Source organism: Streptomyces sp. NPDC058308 (assembly GCF_042880275.1).
GTDB lineage: Bacteria > Actinomycetota > Actinomycetes > Streptomycetales > Streptomycetaceae > Streptomyces.
On record NZ_JBHVZA010000012.1, the window covers coordinates 27,424 to 53,428 of the forward strand.

General features: G+C 72.5%; 24 protein-coding genes and 2 pseudogenes. 18 read left to right on the forward strand and 8 right to left on the reverse strand.

From position 1 onward, the window contains the following. The first annotated feature begins 9 nt into the window (after positions 1 to 9). The 5 genes from ACFVYL_RS17955 (at position 10) to ACFVYL_RS17975 (ending at position 4,628) form a co-directional block, all read left to right on the forward strand. The gene (locus tag ACFVYL_RS17955) at positions 10 to 1,005 is read left to right on the forward strand and encodes a segregation and condensation protein A (protein WP_389716905.1); all 996 of its coding nucleotides are present in this window, start codon (positions 10 to 12) and stop codon (positions 1,003 to 1,005) included. Continuing rightward, on the forward strand, positions 1,002 to 1,658 hold the full coding sequence (gene scpB / locus ACFVYL_RS17960; protein WP_389716908.1) for an SMC-Scp complex subunit ScpB: 657 nt from the start codon (positions 1,002 to 1,004) through the stop codon (positions 1,656 to 1,658). The genes ACFVYL_RS17955 and scpB overlap by 4 nt, the downstream gene beginning before the upstream one ends. A gap of 12 nt (positions 1,659 to 1,670) precedes the next feature. After that, positions 1,671 to 2,798 carry a pseudouridine synthase gene (locus ACFVYL_RS17965; protein ID WP_389716910.1) on the forward strand — a complete coding sequence of 376 codons (1,128 nt, stop codon included), beginning with the start codon at positions 1,671 to 1,673 and terminating at the stop codon, positions 2,796 to 2,798. Between the two features lie 94 nt (positions 2,799 to 2,892). Beyond that, entirely contained in the window at positions 2,893 to 3,618 is a 726-nt protein-coding gene (locus ACFVYL_RS17970; protein WP_389716913.1) for an NUDIX domain-containing protein, read from the forward strand. Then, complete coding sequence (locus ACFVYL_RS17975) at positions 3,615 to 4,628, forward strand: ADP-ribosylglycohydrolase family protein (protein WP_389716916.1); 1,014 nt, start codon at positions 3,615 to 3,617, stop codon at positions 4,626 to 4,628. Before ACFVYL_RS17970 ends, ACFVYL_RS17975 begins: the two co-directional genes overlap by 4 nt. 92 nt (positions 4,629 to 4,720) lie before the next feature. Here ACFVYL_RS17975 and ACFVYL_RS17980 read toward each other — a convergent pair whose 3' ends face one another. After that, positions 4,721 to 5,476 (reverse strand): DNA polymerase beta superfamily protein, encoded by a 756-nt coding sequence (locus tag ACFVYL_RS17980; RefSeq protein WP_389716919.1) that lies wholly within the window; start codon positions 5,474 to 5,476, stop codon positions 4,721 to 4,723. A gap of 154 nt (positions 5,477 to 5,630) precedes the next feature. On the opposite strand from ACFVYL_RS17980, the pseudogene ACFVYL_RS17985 reads away from it, so the two are divergent. The 5 genes and pseudogenes from ACFVYL_RS17985 to der all read left to right on the forward strand — a co-directional run. After that, positions 5,631 to 5,735: pseudogene (locus ACFVYL_RS17985) on the forward strand (chorismate mutase); the annotation flags it as partial. Further along, the gene (locus ACFVYL_RS17990) at positions 5,732 to 6,817 is read left to right on the forward strand and encodes a prephenate dehydrogenase (protein ID WP_389716922.1); all 1,086 of its coding nucleotides are present in this window, start codon (positions 5,732 to 5,734) and stop codon (positions 6,815 to 6,817) included. The pseudogene ACFVYL_RS17985 and the gene ACFVYL_RS17990, both read left to right, overlap by 4 nt. Positions 6,818 to 6,950: 133 nt before the next feature. Beyond that, positions 6,951 to 7,646 (forward strand): (d)CMP kinase, encoded by a 696-nt coding sequence (gene cmk, locus ACFVYL_RS17995; protein ID WP_389716925.1) that lies wholly within the window; start codon positions 6,951 to 6,953, stop codon positions 7,644 to 7,646. Between the two features lie 131 nt (positions 7,647 to 7,777). Next, positions 7,778 to 8,365, forward strand: coding sequence for a lysophospholipid acyltransferase family protein (locus ACFVYL_RS18000; protein ID WP_389717295.1), 588 nt, complete (start codon positions 7,778 to 7,780; stop codon positions 8,363 to 8,365). 97 nt (positions 8,366 to 8,462) lie between these two features. Continuing rightward, complete coding sequence (gene der / locus ACFVYL_RS18005; RefSeq protein WP_389716928.1) at positions 8,463 to 9,941, forward strand: ribosome biogenesis GTPase Der; 1,479 nt, start codon at positions 8,463 to 8,465, stop codon at positions 9,939 to 9,941. Between the two features lie 80 nt (positions 9,942 to 10,021). On the opposite strand, the gene ACFVYL_RS18010 is transcribed toward der, so the two are convergent. Together ACFVYL_RS18010 and ACFVYL_RS18015 are read right to left on the reverse strand one after the other, a co-directional pair. After that, positions 10,022 to 10,327 carry a hypothetical protein gene (locus ACFVYL_RS18010; RefSeq protein ID WP_389716930.1) on the reverse strand — a complete coding sequence of 102 codons (306 nt, stop codon included), beginning with the start codon at positions 10,325 to 10,327 and terminating at the stop codon, positions 10,022 to 10,024. 173 nt (positions 10,328 to 10,500) lie between these two features. Next, entirely contained in the window at positions 10,501 to 11,283 is a 783-nt protein-coding gene (locus ACFVYL_RS18015) for a hypothetical protein (RefSeq protein WP_389716933.1), read from the reverse strand. A gap of 527 nt (positions 11,284 to 11,810) precedes the next feature. Here ACFVYL_RS18015 and ACFVYL_RS18020 point away from each other — a divergent pair. Both ACFVYL_RS18020 and ACFVYL_RS18025 read left to right on the forward strand, forming a co-directional pair. Then, on the forward strand, positions 11,811 to 12,452 hold the full coding sequence (locus tag ACFVYL_RS18020) for a transglycosylase family protein (RefSeq protein ID WP_389716935.1): 642 nt from the start codon (positions 11,811 to 11,813) through the stop codon (positions 12,450 to 12,452). Positions 12,453 to 12,538: 86 nt separating this feature from the next. Next, positions 12,539 to 13,123, forward strand: coding sequence for a transglycosylase family protein (locus ACFVYL_RS18025; RefSeq protein WP_389716938.1), 585 nt, complete (start codon positions 12,539 to 12,541; stop codon positions 13,121 to 13,123). A 22-nt stretch (positions 13,124 to 13,145) separates the two neighbouring features. Here ACFVYL_RS18025 and ACFVYL_RS18030 read toward each other — a convergent pair whose 3' ends face one another. The 3 genes from ACFVYL_RS18030 to ACFVYL_RS18040 are packed head-to-tail and all read right to left on the reverse strand — an operon-like array spanning position 13,146 to position 17,051. Beyond that, positions 13,146 to 13,808: an ATP-binding cassette domain-containing protein gene (locus ACFVYL_RS18030; RefSeq protein ID WP_389716941.1), complete on the reverse strand. Its 663-nt coding sequence runs from the start codon at positions 13,806 to 13,808 to the stop codon at positions 13,146 to 13,148. Further along, on the reverse strand, positions 13,809 to 16,442 hold the full coding sequence (locus ACFVYL_RS18035) for an ATP-binding cassette domain-containing protein (RefSeq protein ID WP_389716944.1): 2,634 nt from the start codon (positions 16,440 to 16,442) through the stop codon (positions 13,809 to 13,811). A 3-nt stretch (positions 16,443 to 16,445) separates the two neighbouring features. After that, positions 16,446 to 17,051: a hypothetical protein gene (locus ACFVYL_RS18040; RefSeq protein WP_389716947.1), complete on the reverse strand. Its 606-nt coding sequence runs from the start codon at positions 17,049 to 17,051 to the stop codon at positions 16,446 to 16,448. A gap of 108 nt (positions 17,052 to 17,159) precedes the next feature. On the opposite strand from ACFVYL_RS18040, the gene ACFVYL_RS18045 reads away from it, so the two are divergent. From ACFVYL_RS18045 to ACFVYL_RS18065, 5 genes are all read left to right on the forward strand, one after another. Further along, positions 17,160 to 17,726 (forward strand): hypothetical protein, encoded by a 567-nt coding sequence (locus ACFVYL_RS18045; RefSeq protein WP_389716949.1) that lies wholly within the window; start codon positions 17,160 to 17,162, stop codon positions 17,724 to 17,726. Continuing rightward, positions 17,701 to 18,996, forward strand: a complete 1,296-nt coding sequence (locus ACFVYL_RS18050) for an ABC transporter substrate-binding protein (RefSeq protein WP_389716951.1) — start codon at positions 17,701 to 17,703, stop codon at positions 18,994 to 18,996. Before ACFVYL_RS18045 ends, ACFVYL_RS18050 begins: the two co-directional genes overlap by 26 nt. A 163-nt stretch (positions 18,997 to 19,159) precedes the next feature. Beyond that, entirely contained in the window at positions 19,160 to 20,422 is a 1,263-nt protein-coding gene (locus tag ACFVYL_RS18055) for a glycosyltransferase family 4 protein (RefSeq protein WP_389716954.1), read from the forward strand. Then, on the forward strand, positions 20,419 to 21,297 hold the full coding sequence (locus ACFVYL_RS18060; protein ID WP_389716956.1) for a hypothetical protein: 879 nt from the start codon (positions 20,419 to 20,421) through the stop codon (positions 21,295 to 21,297). Before ACFVYL_RS18055 ends, ACFVYL_RS18060 begins: the two co-directional genes overlap by 4 nt. A 46-nt stretch (positions 21,298 to 21,343) precedes the next feature. Then, complete coding sequence (locus tag ACFVYL_RS18065; protein ID WP_389716958.1) at positions 21,344 to 22,420, forward strand: helix-turn-helix transcriptional regulator; 1,077 nt, start codon at positions 21,344 to 21,346, stop codon at positions 22,418 to 22,420. A 46-nt stretch (positions 22,421 to 22,466) separates the two neighbouring features. On the opposite strand, the pseudogene ctaD reads toward ACFVYL_RS18065, so the two are convergent. Beyond that, positions 22,467 to 23,993, reverse strand: a pseudogene (ctaD, locus tag ACFVYL_RS18070) (cytochrome c oxidase subunit I); the annotation flags it as partial. Between the two features lie 452 nt (positions 23,994 to 24,445). On the opposite strand from ctaD, the gene ACFVYL_RS18075 reads away from it, so the two are divergent. Continuing rightward, entirely contained in the window at positions 24,446 to 24,661 is a 216-nt protein-coding gene (locus ACFVYL_RS18075) for an I78 family peptidase inhibitor (protein ID WP_389716961.1), read from the forward strand. A 126-nt stretch (positions 24,662 to 24,787) separates the two neighbouring features. On the opposite strand, the gene ACFVYL_RS18080 is transcribed toward ACFVYL_RS18075, so the two are convergent. After that, on the reverse strand, positions 24,788 to 25,816 hold the full coding sequence (locus tag ACFVYL_RS18080) for a phosphatase PAP2 family protein (protein WP_389716964.1): 1,029 nt from the start codon (positions 25,814 to 25,816) through the stop codon (positions 24,788 to 24,790). Between the last annotated feature and the right edge of the window lie 189 nt (positions 25,817 to 26,005).

Here is a 26,005-nt window from a genome sequence, read left to right on the forward strand (position 1 = left end):
TCCCGCCTGATGGCCACGAACGACTCCGTACCGCCCCCGTCCGCCCGGCGCCGCGCCCTGGGGCGTGGGCCAGGGTCGGCGCCCGACGAGGCGGCGCCTGCGGAGACAGCACCTGTCGAGACGGCATCTGTCGAGACGGCGCCTGCCGACACGGCATCTGTCGAGACGGCGCCCGCGGAGAAGGACCGGGACGAACCCGACGACGGACGGTTCAAGGTCCGCCTCGCTAACTTCGAAGGACCCTTCGATCTGCTGCTCCAGCTGATCTCCCGGCACAAGCTGGACGTCACCGAGGTCGCACTGTCCAAGGTGACCGACGAGTTCATGGCCCACATCCGGGCCATGGGCACCGACTGGGACCTGGACCAGACGACCGAGTTCCTGGTCGTCGCCGCCACCCTGCTCGACCTGAAGGCGGCGCGGCTGCTGCCCGCCGCCGAGGTCGAGGACGAGGCCGATCTGGCGCTGCTCGAAGCGCGGGACCTGCTCTTCGCCCGGCTGTTGCAGTACCGCGCGTACAAACAGATCGCGGACATCTTCAGCGGGCGGCTCGACGACGAGGCGCGGCGCTACCCGCGGACCGTGGGCCTCGAACCGCACCACGCCGAGCTGCTGCCCGAGGTCGTGATCAGCATCGGCGCGGAGGGCTTCGCCAAGCTCGCCGTGAAGGCGATGCAGCCGCGCGCGAAGCCGCAGGTGTACGTCGAGCACATCCACGCCCCGCTGGTCTCCGTGCAGGAGCAGGCCGGTCTGGTGATCGCGTGGCTGCGGGAACGGGGCGAGGCCAGCTTCCAGGAGCTCGTGGCGGACGCGGGGGACACCCTCACGGTCGTCGCCCGCTTCCTGGCCCTGCTGGAGCTCTACCGCGAGAAGGCCGTCACCCTGGACCAGGCCGACCCCCTCGGCGAGCTGCTGGTCAGGTGGGCGGGCGGCGACGGCGATGCGGAGCTGGCCGTGACCGACGAGTTCGACCGGGCCCCCGAGCCGATGGAGGAAAAGGCGTGAGCGCGCAGAGCCCCGTGGGCGAGCTTGCCGGAGCCGTGGCCGAGCTGGAGCTGCGGCCCGCCCTGGAGGCCGTCCTGATGGTCGTCGACGAGCCGGCCACCGAGGAACACCTGGCGAAGATCCTTCAGCGCGGCAGGCGTGAGGTGGCCGTCGCGCTGCGTGATCTTGCCGACGAGTACACCGTGCAGAAGCGCGGCTTCGAGCTGCGCCTCGTGGCCGGCGGCTGGCGGTTCTACACGCGGCCCGAGTACGCCGCCGCCGTGGAGGGCTTCGTCCTGGACGGGCAGCAGGCGCGGCTCACCCAGGCGGCTCTGGAGACCCTCGCGGTCGTCGCGTACCGCCAGCCGGTCAGCCGTTCCCGGGTCTCCGCGGTGCGCGGGGTGAACTGTGACGGCGTGATGCGCACTCTCCTCCAGAGGGGTCTGGTGGAGGAGGCGGGCACGGAACCCGAAACAGGTGCGATCCTGTACAGGACGACGAACTACTTTCTGGAGCGGATGGGCCTGCGCGGCCTGGACGAGCTTCCCGAGCTCGCGCCCTTCCTCCCCGAGGCGGACGCGATCGAGGGTGACACGCTGGAGGGTGTCCCGTCGTTCGACCCGGACGCACCCGATGCGCCGGGGTACGAGTACCCCCAGGACACAGTCGACTAGACGGAACTTTTGATGCGAAGCAGCAGCGGCAGGAACAGCAGCGGAAACAACGGCGGGAGCCGTGGTGGCAACAGCGGCGGCCGCGGCGGGAACGGCGGCGGCCGCGGCAACCCCCGCGGGGCCGGCAACAACCGCGATGACAAGCAGGGCGGCTCCGGCCGTCCGAAGAAGCCGCGTCCGGAGGAGCGGCGCTACGACGTAGGGTCCGACGGCACGCATAACGGTCCGAAGTCGGGCCGTGGCGCCTCGGCGCGCGGCGGCGCCAAGGGCGGGCCCAAGCAGGGCCAGGGCGCCGGACGGGGCCGTTGGGCTCCGGCCACCTCCCGTGAGTACGACGCGCGGGCCGAGGAGCGCAACCGCGAGCGGTACGCGGGCAAGCCGAAGGCGAGCCTGCCCAAGACCTTCCCGGGCGCCGAGCAGGAGGGCGAGCGCCTGCAGAAGATCCTCGCCCGCGCGGGCTACGGCTCGCGCCGCGCCTGTGAGGAGCTGGTCGACGAGGCCCGCGTCGAGGTCAACGGCGAGATCGTCCTGGAGCAGGGACTGCGCGTCGACCCGGAGAAGGACGAGATCAAGGTCGACGGCCTGACGGTCGCCACCCAGTCGTACCAGTTCTTCTCGCTGAACAAGCCCGCCGGTGTCGTCTCCACCATGGAGGACACCGAGGGCCGTCAGTGCCTGGGCGACTACGTGACCAACCGCGAGACGCGGCTCTTCCACGTGGGGCGGCTCGACACCGAGACCGAGGGTGTCATCCTGCTCACCAACCACGGCGAGCTGGCGCACCGCCTGACCCACCCCAAGTACGGCGTGAAGAAGGTCTACCTCGCGCACATCGTGGGCCCGATCCCGCGTGACCTGGGCAAGCGGCTCAAGGACGGCATCGAGCTTGAGGACGGGTACGCCCGCGCGGACCACTTCCGCGTCGTCGAGCAGACCGGCAAGAACTACCTGGTCGAGGTCACCCTGCACGAGGGCCGCAAGCACATCGTGCGGCGCATGCTCGCCGAGGCGGGCTTCCCCGTCGACAAGCTGGTGCGGGTCGCCTTCGGGCCGATCACCCTGGGCGACCAGAAGTCCGGCTGGCTGCGGCGCCTGTCGAACACGGAGGTCGGGATGCTGATGCAGGAGGTCGACCTGTAGGCCCGTAGGAATCAGGCCTGCGGGAATCGCTTGCCCGAACCACCCCCCTCTCTTTATAGTCCTGGTGACTATAAAGAGAGGGGGGTGGTCGTGCATGCAGGGCTACGACAAGTACGCCTTCGAACCGTTCGCCGTCACCGTGGACCTGGCGGTGTTCACCGTCCGGGAAGGCGCACTGCACGTGCTGCTCGTCGAGCGCGGCCAGGAGCCGTACGCCGGGCGCTGGGCCCTGCCCGGCGGATTCGTGCTCCCCGACGAGTCGGCCGAGGACGCCGCGGGCCGGGAACTCGCCGAGGAGACCGGCATCGCGGACACCGGACGGCTGCACCTGGAGCAGGTGCGCACCTACAGCGACCCGGGCCGCGACCCGCGCATGCGGGTCGTCTCCGTCGCCTTCGCGGCGCTCGTCCCCGACCCGCCGCAGGTCCGCGGGGGAGGCGACGCGGCCCGCGCGGCCTGGCTGCCGTACACCCCGGCGACGTACCGGCCGCTCGCCTTCGACCACGACCGGATCCTCGCCGACGCCCACGACCGGGTCGGCGCCAAGCTGGAGTACACCGGCCTCGCCACCGCCTTCTGCCCGCCCGAGTTCACGCTCGGCGAGCTGCGGCAGGTCTACGAAGCGGTGTGGGGCGCCGAGCTCGACCCCGCGAACTTCCGGCGCAAGGTGGTCGGCACGGCGGGCCTCGTCGAGGCGGTCCCCGGCGCCGCCCGGCTGACCGGCGGCCGCGGGAAGCCCGCCGCCCTCTTCAGGGCCGGTACCGCCACCGCCCTGCACCCGCCCCTGCTCCGCCCCGCCCCGGAAGGACAGCCCTCATGAACGCCCTCATGAAACGCGCCGCCACCGGAACCCTCACGGGTCTCGCGCTCGGCGACGCGCTCGGCTTCCCGACCGAGTTCAACGACGTCCCCTCGATCCTCGCCAAGTGCGGGCCCTGGCGCGAGATGGAGCTGCCGGCCCCCGCGATCGTCACCGACGACACGCAGATGACGCTCGCGCTCGCCCGCGGCCTGCGCACCGCCATGGAGCGGGGGAGCCTCGGGCCGAAGCGCATGGAGCGGCCGGTGCGCGAGGAGTTCGTGGACTGGTACCAGTCGCCGGAGAACAACCGCGCGCCCGGCAACACCTGCCTGAAGGCCTGCTACCTCCTCAAGACCGGCAAGCCGTGGGAGGAGGCCACCCAGGCGCACTCCAAGGGCTGCGGCGCCAACATGCGCGTCGCCCCCCTCGGGCTCGTGCCCGGCCTGAGCGACGAACAGCGGGCGGGCGCCGCCCAGTTGCAGTCCGCGCTCACCCACGGCCACCCGACGGCGCTCGCCGCCTCCGATCTCACCGCGCACACCGTGCGGCTGCTCGCCGAGGGCGCCGAGCCGACGGGGCTCGTCGGACTCCTTCGCTCCTACGCGTACGAGAACCGGGAGACCTATCACGCGCGCTGGCTCGGGGAGTTGTGGACGAGGGGCGAGGCCCCGACGCCGCGCGCGTTCATCGCCCGTGGCTGGGACGAGTGCCTGGCCGTCCTCGAACGCCTCGATGCCGCGCTGAAGCACGCCAACGCCGAGACCGACCCCTGCCTGGCCACCGGCGAGGGCTGGATCGCCGAAGAGGCGCTCGCCACCGCGCTGCTGTGCTTCCTGCAGTTCGTCGACGAGCCGGTCACCGCCCTGCGCAGGGCCGCCTGTACGTCGGGGGACTCCGACTCGATCGCCTGTCTGACCGGGGCGTTCGCGGGGGCCCGCCTCGGCGCGGACGCCTGGCCCGCCGAGTGGGTCGCGCGGATCGAGTACCGGGCCGAACTCCTGGAGCTCGGGGCGCTCTGGGATGCTTGAGGGATGACCGTGGGCCTGGGCCCCGACCTGTACACCGACTTCGCCTCCGTCGCCGACCTGCCCACGCCGTCCTCGACGCGGCGCAGGCGGACTCAGAGCCCGGCGTCCACAGCGCGTACGACGCCCTGCACGACCTCGTCGTCCGCGTACGGCTCCAGGGGGCGCAGGGCTGACGCCCGGCGCGCGCGGACCAGGAAGTCCTCGATCCGCCGCCGGTCGGGCCCGGCCGGCAGCGGACTGCGGGGCGCCGCCTCCTCGGCCTCGGCCGCCAGGCGGTTCATCCGGGCCTCGACCTCGCGCCAGGAGACCTCGCCGCGCTTGACCGCGAGCAGCGGCTCGCGCTGCTCGCCGACGTCGATTCTCAGCTCGCCGGTGCGCAGCAGGTCCCGGCAGGAGACCAGCAGCCGCAGCAGATGCATGGCGTGCTTCCAGCGCGGGGCGCCATGGGTGCGGACGTCCGCCTCCAGCTTCTTGCGCTGGCCCAGCGCGTAGCGGGCGAAGGTGTCGTGGGCCTCCCGGGAGAGAAAAGCCTCCCGCAGCGAAAGGAGCTCGCGGCCGGTGTCCGTGAGGTGTTCCACGAGGGGTGAGTGCAGGCACTCCAGGACGTTCGGATTGGCGCGCAGGGCGAGCTCGCAGAAGCGCTCCAGCTCCCAGCTGAACTGTTCCTCCGCCGGCCCGTCCAGATGCGTCGGCGGCTTCTCGAACCGCCAGAACAGCGGGGTGGGGGCCAGGAAGACACCCCGGCGGTCGGTGTCGCTGCCGTCCGTGGCCAGCCCGAAGGCGCGCGAGCCCATCACGCAGGAGTAGACCGTGTGGTCGCGTACGAGGGCCAGATCCTGGGGGCGCATGGGACGAGCGTACGGCCGTGGTGGGCCGATGGGTGATCGATTTTCCGGCGGCCGGCCGACGGCTCCCGTCCCCCGTTCGCAGCGCACCGTCCGTCTCGGCAGCCGGGCGCCGCGCACTCCTGTGCCGGGCGCTGACTAGGCTTGCCGTACAGCAGTCGTACGCCTCCTCGCGCACCTCGACACCGACCGGCCCCGCTCCGGGAGCACGCCCGTGCCCCTCGGGATCGCGGCCGCACTCCGCAAGGACATCGCCCAGTGAGAACCGCCCTCGTCATCGGCACCGGCCTGATCGGCACCTCCGCCGCCCTGGCCCTCGCCTCCCGCGGCGTCGCCGTCCACCTCGCCGACCACGACCCGGCGCAGGCCCACACCGCCGCCGCGCTCGGCGCCGGCACCGACGCGGCCCCCGAGGGCCCCGTCGACCTCTGTGTCGTCGCCGTGCCGCCCTCGTACGTCGCCGCCACCCTGGCCGACGTCATGCGGCGCTCTGTCGCCCGCGGCTACCTGGACGTGGCGAGCGTCAAGGGCGGCCCGCGCCGGGAGCTGGAGGAGCTCGGCCTCGACCTGACCCCGTACATCGGCACGCACCCGATGTCGGGGCGCGAGCGCAGCGGCCCGCTGGCCGCCACCGCCGACCTCTTCGAGGGGCGGCCCTGGGTGCTGACCCCGACCCGGGACACCGACACCGAGGTGCTCAACCTCGCCCTGGAGCTGGTCGCGCTCTGCCGCGCCGTGCCCGTCGTCATGGAGGCCGACGCCCACGACCGCGCGGTCGCCCTCGTCTCGCACATGCCGCACCTGGTCTCCAGCATGGTCGCGGCCCGCCTGGAGCACGCGGAGGAGACGGCGGTACGGCTCTGCGGCCAGGGCATCCGCGACGTCACGCGGATCGCCGGGTCCGACCCGCGGATGTGGATCGACATCCTCTCCGCCAACCCCGGGCCCGTCGCCGACCTGCTCTCGGCGGTCGCCGCCGACCTGGACGAGACGGTGACGGCGCTGCGCGCCCTGCAGTCGGCCGACGAGGCGAAGCGGTCCGAGGGCGCGGCCGGGGTCGAGGGCATGCTCCGGCGCGGCAACGCGGGCCGCACCCGGGTGCCCGGCAAGCACGGGGCGGCCCCGGCGGCGTACGAGATCGTCGCGGTGCTCATCGACGACAAGGCGGGCCAGCTGGCGCGGATCTTCGCCGACGCGGACCTGGCGGGCGTCAACATCGAGGACGTGCGCATCGAGCACGCGACCGGGCAGCAGGCGGGCCTGGTGCAGCTCATGGTCGAGCCGACGGCCGCGGCCGTCCTCAGCACGGCGCTGCGGGAGCGGGGCTGGTCGATCCGGCGGTAGGGCCCGCGGCGGACGTCCCCGGACGGCCGCCGCAGGGGCTGTCGGGACAGGCCGTGCGAGCCAGTAACCTTGTGCGGGGCGCAATCGCGCCCCGCTTTCCTGGCCCGCGTACAGCGAAAGGTGCCCGCACCCCGTGGACTCCGCAGCAACCGCCGCCCCGGCAGCCGTGATCGTCGCCATCGACGGCCCCTCCGGCACGGGCAAGTCGAGCACCTCGAAGGCCGTCGCCGCCCAGCTCGGCCTCAGCTACCTGGACACCGGGGCCCAGTACCGGGCGATCACCTGGTGGATGGTGCACAACGGCATCGACCTCACCGACCCGACCGCCATCGCCGCCGTCGCGGGCAAGCCCGAGATCGTCTCCGGCACCGACCCGGCCGCCCCGACCATCACGGTCGACGGCACGGACGTCGCGGGTCCGATCCGCACCGGCGACGTCACCTCCAAGGTCAGCGCCGTCAGCGCCGTCCCCGAGGTGCGCACCCGCATCACCGAGCTGCAGCGTTCCATCGCCGCGTCGGCCGAGAAGGGCATCGTCGTCGAGGGCCGTGACATCGGTACGACCGTGCTGCCCGACGCCGACCTGAAGATCTTCCTCACCGCCTCGCCCGAGGCCCGCGCCGCCCGCCGCTCCGGCGAGCTCAAGGGCACCGACGTCAAGGCGACCCAGGAAGCCCTGATCAAGCGGGACGCGGCCGACTCCAGCCGCAAGACGTCCCCGCTGGCCAAGGCCGACGACGCCGTCGAGGTCGACACCACCGAGCTCACGCTCCAGCAGGTCATCGAGTGCGTGGTCACCCTCGTCGAGGAGAAGCGGGCGGGGAAGTGAACAAGGCTCCCTCCGGTCGGAGGGCTCTGGAGCGGGGCACCTCCGACAAGGGTGCCTCCGACAAGGGTGCCTCCGACAAGGGTGCCTCCGAGCGGGGGGCCGAGGTCGGCCGCCGCATCGGCGTCGGCCTCATGTACGGCTTGTGGAAGCCCCGGGTGCTCGGCTCCTGGCGGGTGCCCGCCACCGGCCCCGTGATCCTGGCCGTCAACCACTCGCACAACGTCGACGGTCCGATGGTCATGGGCGTCGCGCCCCGGCCCACGCACTTCCTGATCAAGAAGGAAGCGTTCATCGGGCCGCTCGGCTCCTTCCTGCACGGCATCGGCCAGCTGAAGGTGGACCGTACGGTCGCCGACCGGACGGCCATCACACGGGCCCTCGGCGTCCTGGAGCAGGGCGGCGTCCTCGGGATCTTCCCCGAGGGCACCCGGGGGGACGGCGACTTCGCGTCCCTGCGGGCCGGGCTCGCGTACTTCGCGGTGCGCTCCGGCGCCCCGATCGTCCCGGTGGCGGTGCTGGGAAGCACCGAGCGCAACGGACGGTTGATAAAGCAGCTGCCTCCGCTGCGCAGCCGGGTCGACGTCATCTTCGGCGACCCGTTCGACGCGGGCGACGGCAGCGGACGGCGTACGCGCAAGGCGCTGGACGAGGCGACCGTGCGCATCCAGGAGCGGCTCACCGCCCACCTGGAAAACGCCAGGCGCCTGACCGGGCGCTGAGCGAGACTTATCAAGTCGAGACTTATCAAGTAGTGCCCCGACCGATACGAGAGGCCGGTGCACCGATCACCACGATGAACGACGAGGTACGGACTTCATGAACGACCAGATCCAGCCCGAGGGCGACGGCTTTGCCGAGCACGACCACGGGGCGCTCGGCGACGCCGAGTACGCACAGTTCATGGAGCTCGCCGCCGAAGAGGGCTTCGACATCGAGGACGTCGAGGGCGCCATCGAGGAGGCGGGCCACGGCCCGCTGCCCGTCCTCGCCGTCATCGGCCGGCCCAATGTCGGCAAGTCGACCCTCGTGAACCGCATCATCGGCCGCCGCGAGGCCGTCGTGGAGGACCGCCCAGGGGTGACCCGCGACCGCGTCACCTATGAGGCCGAGTGGTCGGGCCGCCGTTTCAAGCTCGTCGACACCGGCGGCTGGGAGCAGGACGTGCTCGGCATCGACGCGTCCGTCGCCGCCCAGGCGGAGTACGCCATCGAGGCCGCGGACGCCGTGGTCTTCGTCGTGGACGCCACCGTCGGCGCCACCGACACCGACGAGGCCGTCGTGCGCCTGCTGCGCAAGGCCGGCAAGCCCGTCGTGCTCTGCGCCAACAAGGTCGACGGCCCCTCCGGCGAGGCCGACGCCACCGCCCTGTGGTCCCTCGGCCTCGGCGAGCCGCACCCCATCTCCGCGCTGCACGGCCGCGGCACCGGCGACATGCTGGACGCCGTCCTGGAGGCGCTCCCCGACGCACCTGAGCAGACCTTCGGCGCGGCCATCGGCGGCCCCCGCCGCATCGCGCTCATCGGCCGTCCGAACGTCGGCAAGTCCTCGCTGCTCAACAAGGTGGCGAACGAGGACCGCGTGGTCGTCAACGAACTGGCGGGCACCACCCGCGACCCGGTCGACGAGCTCATCGAACTGGGCGGCGTCACCTGGAAGTTCGTCGACACGGCGGGCATCCGCAAGCGCGTCCACCTCCAGCAGGGCGCCGACTACTACGCCTCGCTGCGTACCGCCGCCGCCGTGGAGAAGGCGGAGGTCGCGGTGATCCTCATCGACGCCTCCGAGTCCATCTCGGTGCAGGACCAGCGCATCGTGACGATGGCCGTCGAGGCCGGCCGCGCGATCGTGGTGGCGTACAACAAGTGGGACACCCTCGACGAGGAGCGCCGCTACTACCTGGAGCGGGAGATCGAGACCGAGCTCGCCCAGGTCGCCTGGGCGCCGCGCGTCAACGTGTCGGCGGCCACCGGGCGCCACATGGAGAAGCTCGTCCCGGCGATCGAGACGGCCCTGGAGGGCTGGGAGACGCGTGTGCCGACCGGGCGTCTGAACGCGTTCCTCGGTGAGATCGTCGCCTCGCACCCGCACCCGGTCCGCGGCGGCAAGCAGCCCCGCATCCTCTTCGGCACGCAGGCGGGCACCAAGCCGCCGCGGTTCGTCTTCTTCGCCTCCGGCTTCATCGAGGCGGGTTACCGCCGCTTCCTGGAGCGCCGCCTGCGCGAGGAGTTCGGCTTCGAGGGCACGCCGATCCACGTCTCGGTGCGCGTGCGCGAGAAGCGCGGCCGCAAGAAGTAGCAGGCAGCAGCAACGGCACGTACGAATGCCCGGCCCCCGTTCGTGGGGGGCCGGGCATTCGGCTGTCCGGGGGCGCGGGCTCAGTGCTCGCGGCGCGGGCCCGGGGGCAGGGCCGCGGGGAACTGGTGGTGACCCGTCGCGTGGTGCTCGTGCTGGCCGTAGCGGGCCATCTGGAAGTGGCCGTAGGAGCCGTAGCGCTGGTCGTGCCGCCCGTCGGTCCGGTGCTGGTAGCCGTACGGTCCCGTACCGAAGCCGACGAACCCCAGGTCCTCCTCGCCGGACCGGTCGCCCGGCAGGGCCCTGAAGGCCCTGAGGTACTCCGAGTACAGCGTGTCGTAGATGGGTGTGGCCGAGTGGCTGCCCGTCGTCTCCTGCGCCGTGCGCATGGAGGGGATGGGGCTCTGATACGCCGGCCGGGGGCGGGAGGGGTCGTATGTGTGCACGTCAGTGCCAACGAAACCGTCGCGCTGCGGATGCGGGGGCCGGGCCGCTTTCCCGGTCCGGCAGGAAGGTGACCGGCGCGTCCGTACTCCGGGCGCGGCCCCCGACACCTGGGCGCTCAGGTTCCGGCGAGCGGCATCGAGGCCGCGACGAGCCGTCCGTGGGTCGCCGCCTTGTCCAGGGCGCCCCGCAGCATGTCCTCGCGCGGCTGCCGGCCGATGGAGCCCACGGGGGCCGCGAAGAGCAGTACGGTCTGCGTCTTGTTGGCCGCGGTCCGCCAGTCCTCGGTGACCTGGAGCGGGTGGTGCGCCTGCCACCAGGCGACGGGGGAGCCGCCGCCGGTGCCGGGCTGCAGGACGGCGTGCAGCTGACCCATGGCGAGCAGCACCGACCAGCCGGGCAGCGGGGGCGGTACGGAGTCCAGCGAGGCGACCGGCATGAAGCCCTGCTCGATCAGGAGCGGCAGGAAGTCGTCCGTGCCGCCCGGCGCGGCGCCGGGGCGGGCGATGGCGCCGGTCGGCTCGACGACGAGTGCCGGGCGCAGCTCGCCCTCGATCAGGACGAGGCCGCTGGTCACGCCGAGCACGGCCTGGTTCGGCGCGGCGTCGGCCGGCGCCGCGCCCTCGTCGCCGGTGATCGACCGCACGGCGCCCTGCAGCTGCTCCTCGGAGACCGTGACGATCTGGGAGGGCAGGCAGGTGGCGTGGGCGAAGGCGAGCACGGCCGTCTCGTCGCCGACGAAGAGGACCGTGCTGGTGCGCTCCTGTTCGGCGTCGCCCGGGGTGCGGCAGGACGTGCAGTCGTAGCTGCCCGGGGTGTTGTCTCCGGCGAGCAGCCGGTCGGCTTCTTCGTCGCCGATCTCGGCGCGTACGTCGTCGCTGACGTCGAGCATGCGCGGCACGGGTGGCTCCTCGGGATCGTCATCTGGGGTGCATGGGGAGGGTGTGGCGAGCCGGGCCGTGCCCGGCTCATAAGGAGACAACGGTGGATCAGTGGCGCAGGTCACGCGCGAAGGGGAACGGAATCGAACCATCCGCAGCGGAGGGTCAACGGAGCGGCGGAATCCGTTACTCCGCGCCAACAGGTGCTGGGGGCATGGAAGTTGAGGTGGTGAGCTGAGTCACAGCCAGAGGGGAGGCGTGCCCGGTAAATGCCGACATTGGGGGATGAGGTGGGTGTCCGGAATTTGCCGATACCCCCGGTAACACTCAAGTGGCCTGGTGCGACAAGGGCTTGGTTGATGGCGGGCGGGAGGACTCCTAGATTCCACCGCCGTGTGCAGCGAGCACCGCTCGGGTACGCCGCCGGTCGCATCAGCCAGCTCGAACACCGACACCGGCGCGCGGGACCGACCGGGACCCCGGGCGCCGGACGCGCGAAGGGGCTCGGACGGCCAGGGGGAGCCCGGGTCCTTCGAGAGGGATCTTCATGTCCGCACGTCCCAAGAGCACGCGCACCAAGGCAGCGATCGGAGGGGCCGCACTCCTGGCCCCGCTGGGCCTGCTCGCCGCGACCGGCCAGGCCGGTGCGGCGGACAGCGGAGTGTGGGACCGCATCGCACGGTGCGAGAGCGGCGGAAACTGGCAGATCAACACGGGCAACGGCTACTACGGCGGGCTGCAGTTCTCCGCCGGTACGTGGCGTGCGTACGGCGGCGGGGCCTATGCGCCGACCGCCGACAGGGCGTCGAAGGCGCAGCAGATCGCCGTCGCCGCCAGGGTCCAGCGCGCCCAGGGTTGGGGCGCGTGGCCCACTTGCTCGGCCCGGGCCGGCGCCTACGGCGGCGCGCCATCGGCTGCCGCGCCGGTGCCGAAGACCGCCAAACCGGTGCCGAAGGCCGCCAAATCGGTGCCCAAGGCCGTCGGGCAGCGGCCCGGCAAGGCCGCGGTCCGCTCCGACCGGGGCGTCTCGCGCGGCGCTCCCGGGAACTACACCGTTCGCCAGGGCGACACCCTCAGCCGCATCGCGGCCCGGCACGGAACCAGCTGGCAGCGGGTGTACGCGGCCAACCAGCAGGTCATCGGCGGCGACCCGGACGTGATCGTTCCGGGGCAGCGGCTCACGGTCTGACCTGCTGATAGTCCGACCGGGTGGGGTCGGCTCCGCGGCGGCGCGGCACGTCAGGGGCCCGCCGCGGAGCTGCCTAGCGTGACCCGATGCATCCGAAGCTGACCAAGCGTGTCCGGTCCGTCTCCCTGGTCGTCGGCGCGACCCTGGCTGCGATGGCGCTGCCCTCGGCCGCCGCGTCCGCGGCCCCACCGTCGAAACCCGGGGCCGCCGCCGTGGCGGAGGACTGTTCCGTGGCCAAGGGGCCGTGGCACTGCCTCGCCGAGTGCGAGAGCAACGGCCGCTGGGACACCAACACGGGCAACGGTTTCTACGGCGGGCTGCAGTTCTACCAGCCGACCTGGGAGGAGCACGGCGGGCTCAAGTACGCGCCGCGCGCCGATCTCGCCACCAGGGAGGAGCAGATCAAGGTCGCCGAGAAGGTCCTTGAGGCCCAGGGCTGGAACGCCTGGCCCGCCTGCTCCAAGAAGCTGCGGATCGAGCGGTTCGACCGCCGCGTCCACCGGGTGAAGGCGGGCGAGACGCTGAGCTCGATCGCGCGCCGCTACCACGTGAAGGGCGGCTGGCAGGCCCTGTACAAGGCCAACCGCGGCAGGCTCGGGAGCCATCCCGACCGGCTCGGCGTGGGCGAACGGCTCGTCATTCCGGGGCGTACGACGGCCGCGAAGGGCTGAGAGCCGCTGCGCGGGCGGGGGTTCAGAGGCAGGCTCTGAGCTCTCCCGGCTCTCCGCTGAACACCACCGCGCCCCGGCGCAGTTCGTGCACGACCGCCGTCCGGCTCGCGCCCTCGCGCCAGGCGGGCGGCAGTCTCTGCTCGGCCAGGACCACGCAGGCCTCCAAGGCGTCCAGGAGTGCGTACGTCCGGGTCGCGACGGCGGGTGACATGCCTTGTGTCGGCTCGTCCACGAGGACCACGCCGGCGCCCGAGAGCAGGGCCCGGGACACGGCCAGCATGCGCTGCTCGCCCCCCGAGAGGGTGCCCGCGCGGCGGGACAGCAGCGGGCGCAGCTCGGGGTAGGCGTCCAGGGCCCGGGCGGGGTCGCCCGCCGGGTGCGCGAGGCCGAGGTTCTCCGCGACGGTGAGGGAGGCGAACACCGCCCGGCGGTCCGGCACGAAGCACAGCCCCTTCGCGGCCCGTTCGTGCGCCGCCCGGCGCGTGATGTCCCGGCCGTCGCGCAGGACCGCGCCGGAGGACAGGGCGACCGTGCCGGCCAGGGCGCGCAGGGTGGTGGTGCGGCCGGCGCCGTTGCGGCCCAGGAGGACGGTGAGGGCGTCGGCGGGGGCGGCGAGGGTGACGCCGTGCAGGGCCTCCAGCGGGCCGTAGTGGACGCGGGCGTCGCGCAGCTCGATGCCGTGCATTCAGCGGGCCTCCGCAAGGACCTGGCCCGCAGGACCCGTGGTGACGATGCGGCCCGCCGCCATCACGTGCACGGTGTCGGCGAGCCCCGCCACCAGGCCGAGGTCGTGCTCGACCACCAGGAGCGCCATGCCGTCGGCCGCGAGGGCCCGCAACAGGGTGGCCAGCGCCCGCACTTCGGCGGCGTCCAGGCCCGCGGCCGGCTCGTCGAGGAGGAGGGTGTGGGGGTTGCCCGCGAGGGCCCTGGCCAGTTCCGTGCGTCTGAGGGTGCCGGTGGGGAGTCCGGCGGCGGGGTGCGTGCGGAGGTCGGTGAGATCCAGCAGGCGCAGCGCCCGGGCGGTCGCGTCGGGGGTGCTTCGTGGCGTCTGTTCCGCGCCCACTCGGACGTTCTCCGTGATCGTCAGCGACGGGAACACCGCGAGCTGCTGGAAGGTGCGGGCCGTGCCGGTGCGGGTACGGGCGTGCGCGGGGAGCCCGGTGATGTCGCGGGCGCCGAGGGTGATGCGGCCCGCGGCGGGGCGCAGGGTGCCGGCCAGGCAGTGGAAGAGGGTGCTCTTGCCCGCGCCGTTGGGGCCCACCACGGCGGTGACGCGGCCCGGCGGGACGGTGAGGGTGACGTCGTCGAGGGCGGTGAAACCGTCGTAGGTGACGGTGATGTGGTGGGCGGTCAGGGTGGGACGGCCCGGTGCGCGGCCCGTGCGGCGGGGGTGTGGGAGCGCGGGGGTGTCCTCGCGTTCGCGGCGCGGCTCGGCAGCGGCCCGCTGCCGGTGCGGGGGCTGGTCGGCGGTGGCGGGCCGGGCGGTCAGGCGGGCCCTTTCGCCGAGCGGGGTGAGGCGCGGGGTCCGGCGCAGCCGCCGGGTGAGCGCGCGCAGCGCGTCGTACGGGCCGCCGGGGAAGCGGCCGATCAGGACCGCGAGGAGGCCGATCACGGCCGCCGCCACACCGCCGCGCGTGCCCGCGTCCAGGCCGACGAGCAGGGCCGCCGCGGCCGTCGCCCCGAGGAGGCTGTCCGAGCCCATGACCACCACCGCCGCGAACCAGAGGAGCCCGCGCACGGGGTCGTACGCCCCGGCGTCGAACGCGCGCTGCCCCACCGCGAGCAGGCCGCCGCCCAGCGCCGCGAGCGCCGCCCCCGTGACGAACGCGGTGAGCTTGAGGGCCGGGACCGCCACCCCGGCGGCCGCCGCGCCCGCCTCGTGGTCCCGCAGCGCCGCGAGCGCACGGCCCGTACGGCCCCGGCGCAACGCGGTGACCAGGAGCAACGACCCGGCGAGCAGGACGAGTTCGAGTGCGTAGTACGCGCGGTCGCCCGCGAAGCCCGCGGGACGGCCGAGCGTCAGGCCCGATGTCGCGTACGGCTGGGTGAAGACGAAGCGGCTGACGCCCACGCCGACCGCGAACGTCGCGAGGGCCAGCGCCAGGCCGTGCCGGCTGATCGCGGGCCAGCCGGTGAGGAGTCCGAGCGGCGCGACCAGGATGACCGCCACCGCCAGGGCCGGGAGGTGCGGCAGTTCGGGGAGTCCGGGGAAGCGGCCCGCCGCGAGCAGGGCCGTGAAGAGGGCGCCCAGACCCGCGTACGCCGCCTGGCCCAGGGAGATCTGGCCCCCTCTGCCGGTGACGATCACGAGCGAGAGGAGGATCACCGCGAGCGCCGGAACCTGGATCGCGGTCGTCAGGTCCGAGCCCGCGAAGCCGAGCGGGAGCAGGAAGAGGACCCCCGCCACCGTCCACGCGCCCGGCGGCGTCGGTACGCGGGCCGTCGCCGTCCGGGGCAGCGCGTCCCGGGTGCCGATGCCCGGCAGGACCAGCGCCGTGACCAGCAGGGCGATCACGAAGAGGTTCGCGCCGGCCGTCTGCAGGAGCTGCTCGGACAGGCCCCCGGGGTGCAGGCGGGTCAGCTGGCTCTGCGCCACTCCCAGGCCGAGGGCGACCGTCACGGCGACGGGCAGGCTGCGCATGCCGGCCGCCACCGCGACGGCCACCACTTCCATGACGAGGAGCGGCATCCCGTACGGGTCGAGACGTACGTAGGGAGCGAGCAGGACACCGGTGAGGCCTGCCGTGCAGGAGCCGAAGGCCCAGCCCGCCGCGGCCACCCGGTCCGCGTGGATGCCGGAGAGGACGGCGAGGCCGCGGTTGTCGACCACCGCGCGCAGTTCGCCGCCGAAGCGGGTCCAGCGGGTCGTCGCCCCCACCGCGGCGGCGAGGACGACGGTGGTGCCCAGCTGCGCCCAGGGGTCGGGGGAGAGGAGGACGGGTGCGTCCGAGCGGGCGCCCGTCCCCCAGACGAGGGCCGCCCCGCCGACGAGCAGGACGAAGACGCCGATGGAGGCGACCAGGGTCTGCGCCGGATCGCTGCCGAGGACCGCCAGCGGGCGGAAGACCGCGCGGTCAAGGAGCAGGCCGATGCCCGGCGCGACGAGGAGCAGCGTGCACGCCGCGGCGAGGGGGAGCGGCCAGTGCCACTCGGCGGTGAGCTGGCGCAGGACGTAGGCGCAGACCATCGCGATCGCGCCGTGCGCGAAGTTGAGGACGCCGGTCGCGCGGTACGTGACGATCAGGCCGATGCCGCTGAGGGCGGCGGCGCTGCCGACCGAGAGCCCGGCCAGGGTGAGGTCGTAGCTCAGGGACGCCACCGGTCAGGGCTCCGGGGCCGGTTCGGGGGCGTCCGGCGGGCGGTCCGGCTCCGGGGGGCGCGGGGGTTCGCAGACCGGGCAGGGGGCCAGGGCGCCCGCCGCCAGGATCGTGGCGTCGGCGGGGGCCGCCGTCGGCTTTCCCGCGACCAGGGGGCAGTCCGCGCGGTGCCAGAGCGTTCCGCCGGGGACCATGAGGAGCGCGTCGCTGGTCGCCACCGGGGCCGTGGACCGCTCTGCGGAGGCCGCGGGCTCCGCCGTCACCAGGAGGCCGTACAGCTCCTCGACGCGGGCCGCCGCCAGGGTGCTCCTGCCGTGCGCGAGCAGCACCGCGCCCGCGACGATCAGCGCGGCGCCCGGCACCGTGCAGGAGGCGAGATAGGGCAACTGCCGTTCGGCGAACCGCTCCCCGGAGACGCCGTACCAGCCGATCACGCAGAGCACCGCGCCGGCGGCGAGCGCCGCGCAGGCCGCCCACACCTCGGGATGCGCACGCCGCGAGCAGGCCGGGCCCGACGCAGCCGCCGTCCGCCCCGGCGCATCCGCCGTCCCAGCTGTCCGATCCGCCCGCATCGAGGCCCCCTGGGACACGTCGTCGGTCACATCAGTCACGTCGGTGGGCTGTCCATGTCAGCCGATGGCTTGCACTATGCCCTCTGGAAGCTGACCCTGAAAGCTCCGGGCCGTGCCGGTCCGGACCGACACCCGGTGGTGAGCCAGATGGTTCTCGGGAGCAGCCGCAGGCGAGGGACGTACCGCGGGCGGGGCGGGGTGCGCAGTGCGGTCCTCGCGGCCGCCGCGGTCCTGCTGATCGTCCCGGCCGCCGTGGCCTGCGGCGACGACAGCGGAGGCGGGGACGACTCCACGCCGCCCGAGCCGTCCGTGGAGAAGTCGCGGAGCCCGGCGGGCAACAGCGCGTCCGCGCCCGCCGATCCGGCGGCCGCGGAGAAGGAAGTCCGCGAGAACTGGGAGAAGTTCTTCGACCCCGAGGTGTCGCTTAAGGAGAAGGAGAGCGTCCTGGAGAACGGCGCCGGGATGCGGAAGGTCCTGGAGAGTTTCAGCGGCGACAAGCGGGGCGAGCAGGTCGCGGCAAAGGTCGGCAAGGTCGAGTTCGGCTCGGCCACCGAGGCGGAGGTGACGTACGCGCTGACGCTGAAGGGGGCCACCGCGCTGCCCGACGCGTCCGGCACGGCCGTCGACCAGGACCACACCTGGAAGGTGTCCGTCAAGACCCTCTGCGCGCTGGTGAAGCTGAGCGGGAATGCGTCGCCCGGTCCGGGCTGTTGAGGCGCTCCTGGCCGTCGCACTCCTGGTGGCGGGCACGGCCTGCGGGAGCCGGCTGCCGAAGAGCGACTTCGAGGGGCGCGACACGGCGCCTGCCCCCGCCCGGGGAACGCCGGTCAGGGTCGGCATCATCACCAGCGCGACCAGCCCGGTCGGCGGCGCCGCGTTCACCGGGCCGCGGGACGGCGCCAAGGCCTACTTCGACCGGCTGAACGCGCGCGGCGGTCTCGCCGGCCGCAAGGTCGAGGTGCTCACCTGCGACGACGGCGGCAGCGGCGTCGGCAACAACGACTGCGTGCACAAGCTGGTCGAGGAGCAGCGGGTCGTCGCCCTGGTGGCCACCACCTCCCTGGACTACGCGGGCGCGGCACGGGTCTCCCGCGCGGGCGTGCCCGACGTCGGGGGACAGCCCATCGGCTCCGCGTACGAGACGTACCCGCACCTGTACGGGATCTACGGCAGCCTCGCGCCGCGCATGGGGCGGCCGGGGTGGGGCGGCAAGCTGTACGGCGGGACCGAGGTCTACCGCTACTTCAAGCGCGAGCACGGCGCGCGGACCGCCGCCGTCGTCTCCTACAACCAGGCCGCGTCGGCCGCGTACGCCCGGCTCGTCACCCGGGGCCTGAAGGCCGAGGGCTACAAGGTGGTCACCGAACAGGTCGACTTCGCGCTGCCCAACTTCCGCGCCGCCGCGGCCGACCTGAAGGAGCAGGGCGCCGACCTCGTCTTCGACGCGATGGACACGCACGGCAACGCCCGGTTGTGCGAGGCGATGGACGGCGTCGGGGCGAAGGTCACCGCCAAGGTCACCAACGTGCAGAACTGGACCTCGACCGTCGGCGACGACTACAAGGACGCGCCCCGCTGCCGCAACGCCCTCTGGGCGACCGGGTCGAGCAGGAACTACGAGGACACCGGGCACCCGGCCGTACGCGAGTTCCGGGCCGCCATGAAGGGCAGGACGCTCTCCCAGTGGCAGGTGGAGGGCTGGGCCGCCGCGATGTGGTTCACCGACGCGGCGCGGTCCTGCGCGGGCCGGGGCGGCGGTGACATCACGCGCGCGTGCGTGGACCGCTATATGGACGGTAATAAGTCGTACTCCGCGCGAGGGCTCCTTGTGCCGGTCTCCTTCGAGCACCGTTCGGAGCCACCCACGTCGCGTCGGACGTGCATGTCGGTGGCCCGCTGGCAAGATGACCACGGCTGGGTCACCCAAGGCGGCGAAATGACCACGAACTGCTTTGACGTCCCTCAGCTCTCCTACCAGCCTTGATGCGCCGCTTCGCAGAAAGGTTCCCATTTCTGGCTTCCGATCACGCAACTGTTCGGGAACAGGATGGTGAGGAAACCCAACCCTTGGCCAGGAATCCCCGTCTAACCCTGCGGTAGGCGGACGAGGGGGACTGTCCGCATGGAAGCGCGGAATACGGGGACGCATGCACATCTCTTTCCTGATTCACAATGCGTACGGGATCGGAGGGACGATCCGGACGACGTACAACTTGGCGAACACGCTGGCCCAGCAGCATGACGTCGAGGTCGTCTCCGTCTTCCGGCACCGCGACGAGCCGATCTTCGCGCCTGACCAGCGCGTGCGGTTGAGCCACCTCGTCGACCTGCGCAAGGACACGGCGGGGTACGAAGGCGACGACCCGGAGCACCTGCGCCCCGCCCGGACGTTCCCCAGTGCCGAGGGCCGCTACAAGCAGTACAGCGCGCTGACCGACCGGCGCATCGCCGCGCACCTCGCCTCCCTCGACGCGGACGTCGTCGTCGGCACGCGGCCCGGCATCAACGTGCACATCGCCCGCCAGACCGCGCGCGGCCCGCTGCGGGTGGGCCAGGAGCACCTCACGCTCGACAGCCACTCCAAGGAGCTGCGCCGTCAGCTGCGCAGCGTGTACCCGCGCCTCGACGTCCTGACCACGACGACCGAGGCCGACGCACGCTCGTACACCCGCAAGATGCGGCTGCCCGGCGTCCACGTCCAGGCGGTGCCGAACCCCGTGCCCGCGCCCGGCATCGAGCCCGCCGACGGCTCTCACAAGTGGGTCGTCGCGGCCGGCCGGCTCGCCCCAGTCAAGCGGTACGACCTGCTGATCAGGGCCTTCGACAAGGTGCGGCGCGAGCGCCCCGACTGGCGGCTGCGGATCTACGGCGGCGGCAAGCAGAAGGAGAAGCTGCGCGCCCTGATCGACGAGCTCGGTCTGTACAACCACGTCTTCCTGATGGGCCCGGCCCACCCCATCGAGCCCGAGTGGGCCAAGGGCTCCATCGCCGCCGTCACCTCCAGCCTGGAGTCGTTCGGCATGACGATCGTGGAGGCGATGCGCTGCGGCCTTCCGGTGGTCGCCACCGACTGCCCGCACGGCCCCGGCGAGATCATCGACAACGGCGTCGACGGGCGGCTCGTGGAGAGCGGCAATGCCGACGCCATCGCCGGCGGACTGCTCGAACTGATCAACAACGACTCGCTCCGGCAGCGGATGGCGGGCGCGGCGCTCCAGGACTCCGAGCGCTTCGACCCGCAGCGCATCGCCGAGCGCTACGACGCGATGTTCTCCGGGATGATCACGCGCGGAGGCTCGCTGGGGGGCCGGATGCGCGGCTCCCTGCACCGCACCCGCGGCGTCCTGCTCGGTGGCGCCTACGCGGTGCGAGATCTCGGCCGGGTACAGACGAAGGGATCGACCGCATGACGGCCTTGGCCACCTCGCAGGCGGCATCGCACGCCGGGGACGGGGAGGAGGCGCCCGGGGCACCGCGCGCCGACTGCATCGCCGACTCCGCCGGGGGACTGACCTTCGATGTCACGGACCCCGGTGAGCCCGGCACGGACGCGGCCCACCTGCTGCTGCGCCGCCGCGACGCCGAATCCGCCGAGGACTACGTGCGCCTGCCGCTCTCCCCGTCGGCGGACGGCAGGCTGCGGGCCGCGCTGCCCAGCAGCGTCGAGCTCGCCGAGGGCCGCTGGAACGCGTACGCGCAGGTCGCGGGCGGCGAGCCGCGCCGCCTCATGCCGGGCGTGAACGACCTGCGCTCGCTGGTCGACCGCGCGCCCAGCGGCAGCCGGGGCCATGTCGCGGTGCGCATCCCGTACGCGACGAAGCAGGGCAACCTCTCGGTGCGCAGCTGGCTGCGCGCGCCGCACGCCGAGGCCGGCGAGGTCGAGATCTCCGCCGACAGGATGGCCGTACGCGGCCGGGTGTACGGCACCGAGCTCTCCGCGGACGCGTACGTGGAGGCCGTCAGGCGAGAGGAGCCGAGCAGCGTGCACCGGGCCGAAGTCGCCGTCGAAGGACCGGAGTTCACCGTCACGCTGCCCTACGGCCCGCTGGTCGATGGCGGCCCGGGCCCCTGGGACCTGTGGCTGCTCCCGGCTGGCGGGGACGGCCCCCGGGTACGCCTCGCCCGGCTCCTGGACGACGTCGCGGACAAGAAGGCGATCTTCACGTACCCGGTGGTGGTCGTCGACTCGGCGGAGCACGGCAAGGTCGAGGCGGGCCCGTACTACACCAACGACAACGACCTGGCCGTGCGCATCCGCGCGACGGAGACCCGGGCGGACGGCTGACCGTCGCGGACCGTGGCTGTCCTCGATCAGGGGCACAATCACGTCCATGTTGGAGACCTCGGCACGACTGCTCCGCCTGCTCTCCCTGCTGCAGGCCCACCGCGACTGGTCCGGCGCGGACCTCGCCGACCGGCTCGGCGTGACCCCGCGCACGGTCCGGCGCGACGTGGACCGGCTGCGTGAGCTCGGCTACCCGGTCAACGCCAGCCCCGGCACCGGCGGCGGCTACCAGCTCGGCGCGGGTGCCGAGCTGCCGCCGCTGCTCCTGGACGACGACGAGGCGGTGGCGGTCGCCGTCGGCCTGCGCACCGCCGCGGGACAGGGCATCGAGGGCATCGGCGAGACGTCGGTCCGCGCCCTGTCCAAGCTCGAACAGGTGCTGCCGGGCCGGCTGCGCCGCCGCGTGGGCGCGCTGAACGCGTTCACCGTGCCGATGCTGCGCGCACCGCAGCCGCAGGGCGTCGACCCGACGGTCCTCACCCAGCTCGCCGACCTGTGCCGGGACGCGGAGCGGCTGCGCTTCGACTACCGCGACCACGGCGGCAGTTCGACCCGCAGGACCGTCGAGCCCTACCGCCTGGTGTGCACCGAGCGCCGCTGGTACCTCGTGGCCTGGGACCTCGGCCGCGACGACTGGCGCACGTTCCGCGCGGACCGCATCGAGCCGAGGCCGCCGCACGGGCCGCGCTTCACACCGCGCCCCCCGCCGGCCGATGACCTCGCCGCGTACGTCGCGAGGGGCATCTCCACCCGCGCGTACGCCGCACAGGCCGTGGTCCGCCTCCTCGTCCCGCTGTCCGAGGCGGCCCAGCGGCTCAGCCCCGCCGACGGCACCCTGGAGCCCGAGACCGAGGAGACCTGTCTGCTGCGAACCGGCGCGGCGAGCCTGGACGTGATGGTCTTCCACGTGCTGTTCCTGGGCATCGAGTTCGAGATCGTCGAGCCCGCCGAACTCGCCGACCGGGTCAGGTCGTCGAGGGACCTCCTGAGCCGGGCCCTGGACCGGGGTGTTCCGTCTGCGGGTCCTGGCGCGCCCGGTCGGCCCCCCGTGCCGCGTACGCCGCGTACTCGGGATGGTGCAGATCGAACGCCGGGGACTCCGAGCGGATCCGGGGCAGGGTGACGAAGTTGTGCCGCGGGGGCGGGCAGGACGTCGCCCACTCCAGGGAACGGCCGAAGCCCCACGGGTCGTCGACATCGACCTTCGCGCCGTACTTGGCCGTCTTCCAGAGGTTGTAGAGGAACGGCAGGGTGGACATGCCGAGCAGGAACGCGCCGATGGACGAGATGGTGTTGAGCAGCGTGAAGCCGTCCGCCGCCAGATAGTCCGCGTACCGCCGCGGCATGCCCTCGGCGCCCAGCCAGTGCTGGACCAGGAACGTCGTGTGGAAGCCCACGAAGAGCGTCCAGAAGTGGATCTTCCCGAGCCGTTCGTCGAGCATCTTGCCGGTGAGCTTCGGCCACCAGAAGTAGAAGCCGCCGAAGGTCGCGAAGACGACGGTGCCGAACACGACGTAGTGGAAGTGCGCGACGACGAAGTACGAGTCGGTGACGTGGAAGTCGAGCGGTGGCGAGGCCAGGATGACCCCGGTGAGACCACCGAAGAGGAAGCTCACCAGGAAGCCGACCGACCAGAGCATGGGTGTCTCGAAGGAGAGCGAGCCCTTGAGCATCGTGCCCGTCCAGTTGAAGAACTTCACGCCCGTCGGGACGGCGATGAGGAAGGACACGAAGGAGAAGAAGGGCAGCAGGACCGCGCCGGTGGCGAACATGTGGTGCGCCCACACGACCACGGACAGGCCGGTGATGGCCATCGTCGCGCCGATCAGCGGCAGATAGCCGAAGATCGGCTTCCGGCTGAAGACCGGGATGATCTCCGAGATGATGCCGAAGAACGGCAGCGCGATGATGTAGACCTCCGGGTGCCCGAAGAACCAGAAGAGGTGCTGCCACAGCAGCGCACCGCCGTTCTCCGGGGCGAAGACGAGCGAGTTCAGGCGCCGGTCCGCCTCCAGGACGAGCAGCGCGGCGGCGAGCACGGGGAACGCGATGAGCACCAGGATCGACGTGAACAGCACGTTCCAGGTGAAGACGGGCATCCGGAACATCGTCATGCCCGGCGCGCGCATCCCGATGATGGTGGTCAGGAAGTTGACCGAGCCGAGGATCGTGCCGAAGCCGGAGAGCGCGAGCCCCATGATCCACAGGTCGGCGCCGATGCCGGGCGACCGCTCCATGCTGTTGAGCGGGGCGTACGCGAACCAGCCGAACCCGGCGGGCCCGCTCGGCACCATCAGCGAGCCGATCACCATCAGGCCGCCGAAGAGGAACAGCCAGTACGAGAGCATGTTGAGCCGCGGGAAGGCGACGTCGGGCGAGCCGATCTGCAGCGGCATGATCTCGTTGGCGAACCCGGCGAACGTGGGTGTCGCGAAGAGCAGCAGCATGATCGTGCCGTGCATGGTGAAGGCCTGGTTGAACTCCTCGTTGGTCATCAGCTGCAGCCCCGGGCGGGCCAGTTCGGCCCGCATCAGCAGGGCGAGGACGCCGGCGAGCAGGAAGAAGACGAACGAGGTGATCAGGTAGAGGTGACCGATCTTCTTGTGGTCCGTGGTGGTCAGCCAGTCCACGATGATCCGGCCGGGACGCCGGTCCCGCACCGGTCGTTCGGTCGCGCTCGCCGTCTCGGTCCCCATCGATCGCCCCTTCGCCGTCGCGTGCCGCGCCTGCCCGAAGCCTGTTGGAGCTCACGCCATGATGCTCGTGTCGCCCTCGCTCCGACAGGGGGCGTACGCGCCGACTCCAGGCGCCCCGCGCGCGGACGGACCAGCCGGAATCGAGAATTCCCCCATGCCTCGTCACATCCCGGCCGGTGGCCGGGATTCGGAAATGCGCCAGGGTCCGTAAAGGGCCCGTGATGTTATTCGGCATGGAATTGTCCGCAGGTCTCGAAGAGCGCTCGCGAGTGACTCGAAGTCGCCCGCGAATTACACCGGTACAAGGACGGAACCGCCCGTTCGTGTGACGGAGTTCGACCGAAACACACGTGGTGATCCTGTGACAAAAGCGTGACCGGAGAGGTATCGGTGACGCATGGTGCCCGCCCCCGGGCTTCCCCGCGGGTGCCGCGCCGCCTAACGTGGCGCGCATGGCACCTATTCCGACCCCTCCCGCCGAGCCCCAGGACACCCCGGACAGCTACGTGGGCCTGCCGGCCGACAGCGCGGAGCGGCAGGCGCGCGAGCGCGGCTGGTCCACCGTCAGGTCGCTGGCGCCGGGCACGGTCATCACCATGGAGTACCTCGCGGGGCGACTCAACTTCGAGGTCAAGGAAGGCGTCGTGGCGCGCTGCTGGAAGGGCTGACACGGCGCTGGCCGCACCCGCACAGGGCGAAGGCCCCGGCTCCTGAACGGAAGCCGGGGCCTTCGCGGTGCGGGGGATGGGCTGTGCGTACCGGCCCCCCGCTGTCTGCGGCGCTCTGTGCGGCGCTCAGCCGCCCGCCACCGGGCGGGGCGCCGTGGCGCCGCGTGAGGCGCGGTCGGTGTGCGGCGGGCGGCGGCTGCCCGCAGGGGTGACCGGGGTCCGCTCGGAGCGGGCGGTGTGCGGGCCCGGCGCCAGGTAGGCCGGCGGCCGTGCGGAGCGGGCGGCGCCGACGGGCTCGCGCGCGGGCACCTCGTCGTCGGCCGCCGCGCGCTGCGGGACCATCGCGGGGACGCCGACTGGCGTGGGCTCGGGGCCGGGCACGGTGATGACACCGGTGCGGCGGGCGCGCCAGGCCTCGCGAAGGCTGAAGATCGCGGCCTCGACCCGGGTGATCAGGGTCTCGCACCAGGGCAGCGCGAGCAGGATGAGCAGGCCCGCGGCCCAGCCGAGGAGGACGTCGCTCAGCCAGTGCGTACCGAGGTAGACGGTGGTGAGGCCGACGCTCAGGGAGACCACCGCGGAGAGGGCCGACAGATAGCGGCGGGTGCGCGGGGTGGAGGCGAGGTAGGCCAGGATTCCCCAGGTCACGACGGCGTTGGCGGTGTGTCCCGAGGGGAATATATCGCCGCCGAGCCACATCTCGTTCGAGCCGATCGTGGTGGCGTAGTGCGGGCCGAGGCGGCCCATGCCCAGCTTGGCGGCGCCGACGGTGATGTTGAGCAGGAGCAGTGCGGCACCGAACATCAGGAGCGGGCGCAGGGTGTGCTGGCGCCAGGAGCGCCAGCCGAGCCAGGCCGCGACCATGACGGCGGTCGGGCCGCGCTGGCCGAGGACGACCCAGTAGTCGAGGAAGGCGTGGATCTCGGGCCACTGCTGATAGGGCCGGAAGAACATGACCTGCCAGTCGAACCGGACCAGCCACGAGGTGGCGAGCACGGCGACGACGATGGCCAGGTAGAAGGCCAGGGTCGCGCTGAAGAGCACGACCCTGTGCCGGCTCATCCTCGGCACATCGAGGTGGGCCGGTCGTTCCGGCTCACGGTCCAGCCGGGCGAAGACCCGGTCAAGACGGGTGAGGTTTCGTTCGGTACGCACCCAATCGACGTTACAGCGAGTGAGTGCGGCACTAGGCCGAATCAGTGGCTTTGTGATGACGATGTGATGTGGGATTGATCTCAGGACGGGGTTTATTCCGAGGGATTCATTATTTCGCGGCGGCGCCCTTACGTAATTCGTTGATCATTTCCGAAGCTGTTTTATGGCCCTTATGAATTCGTTCACCGG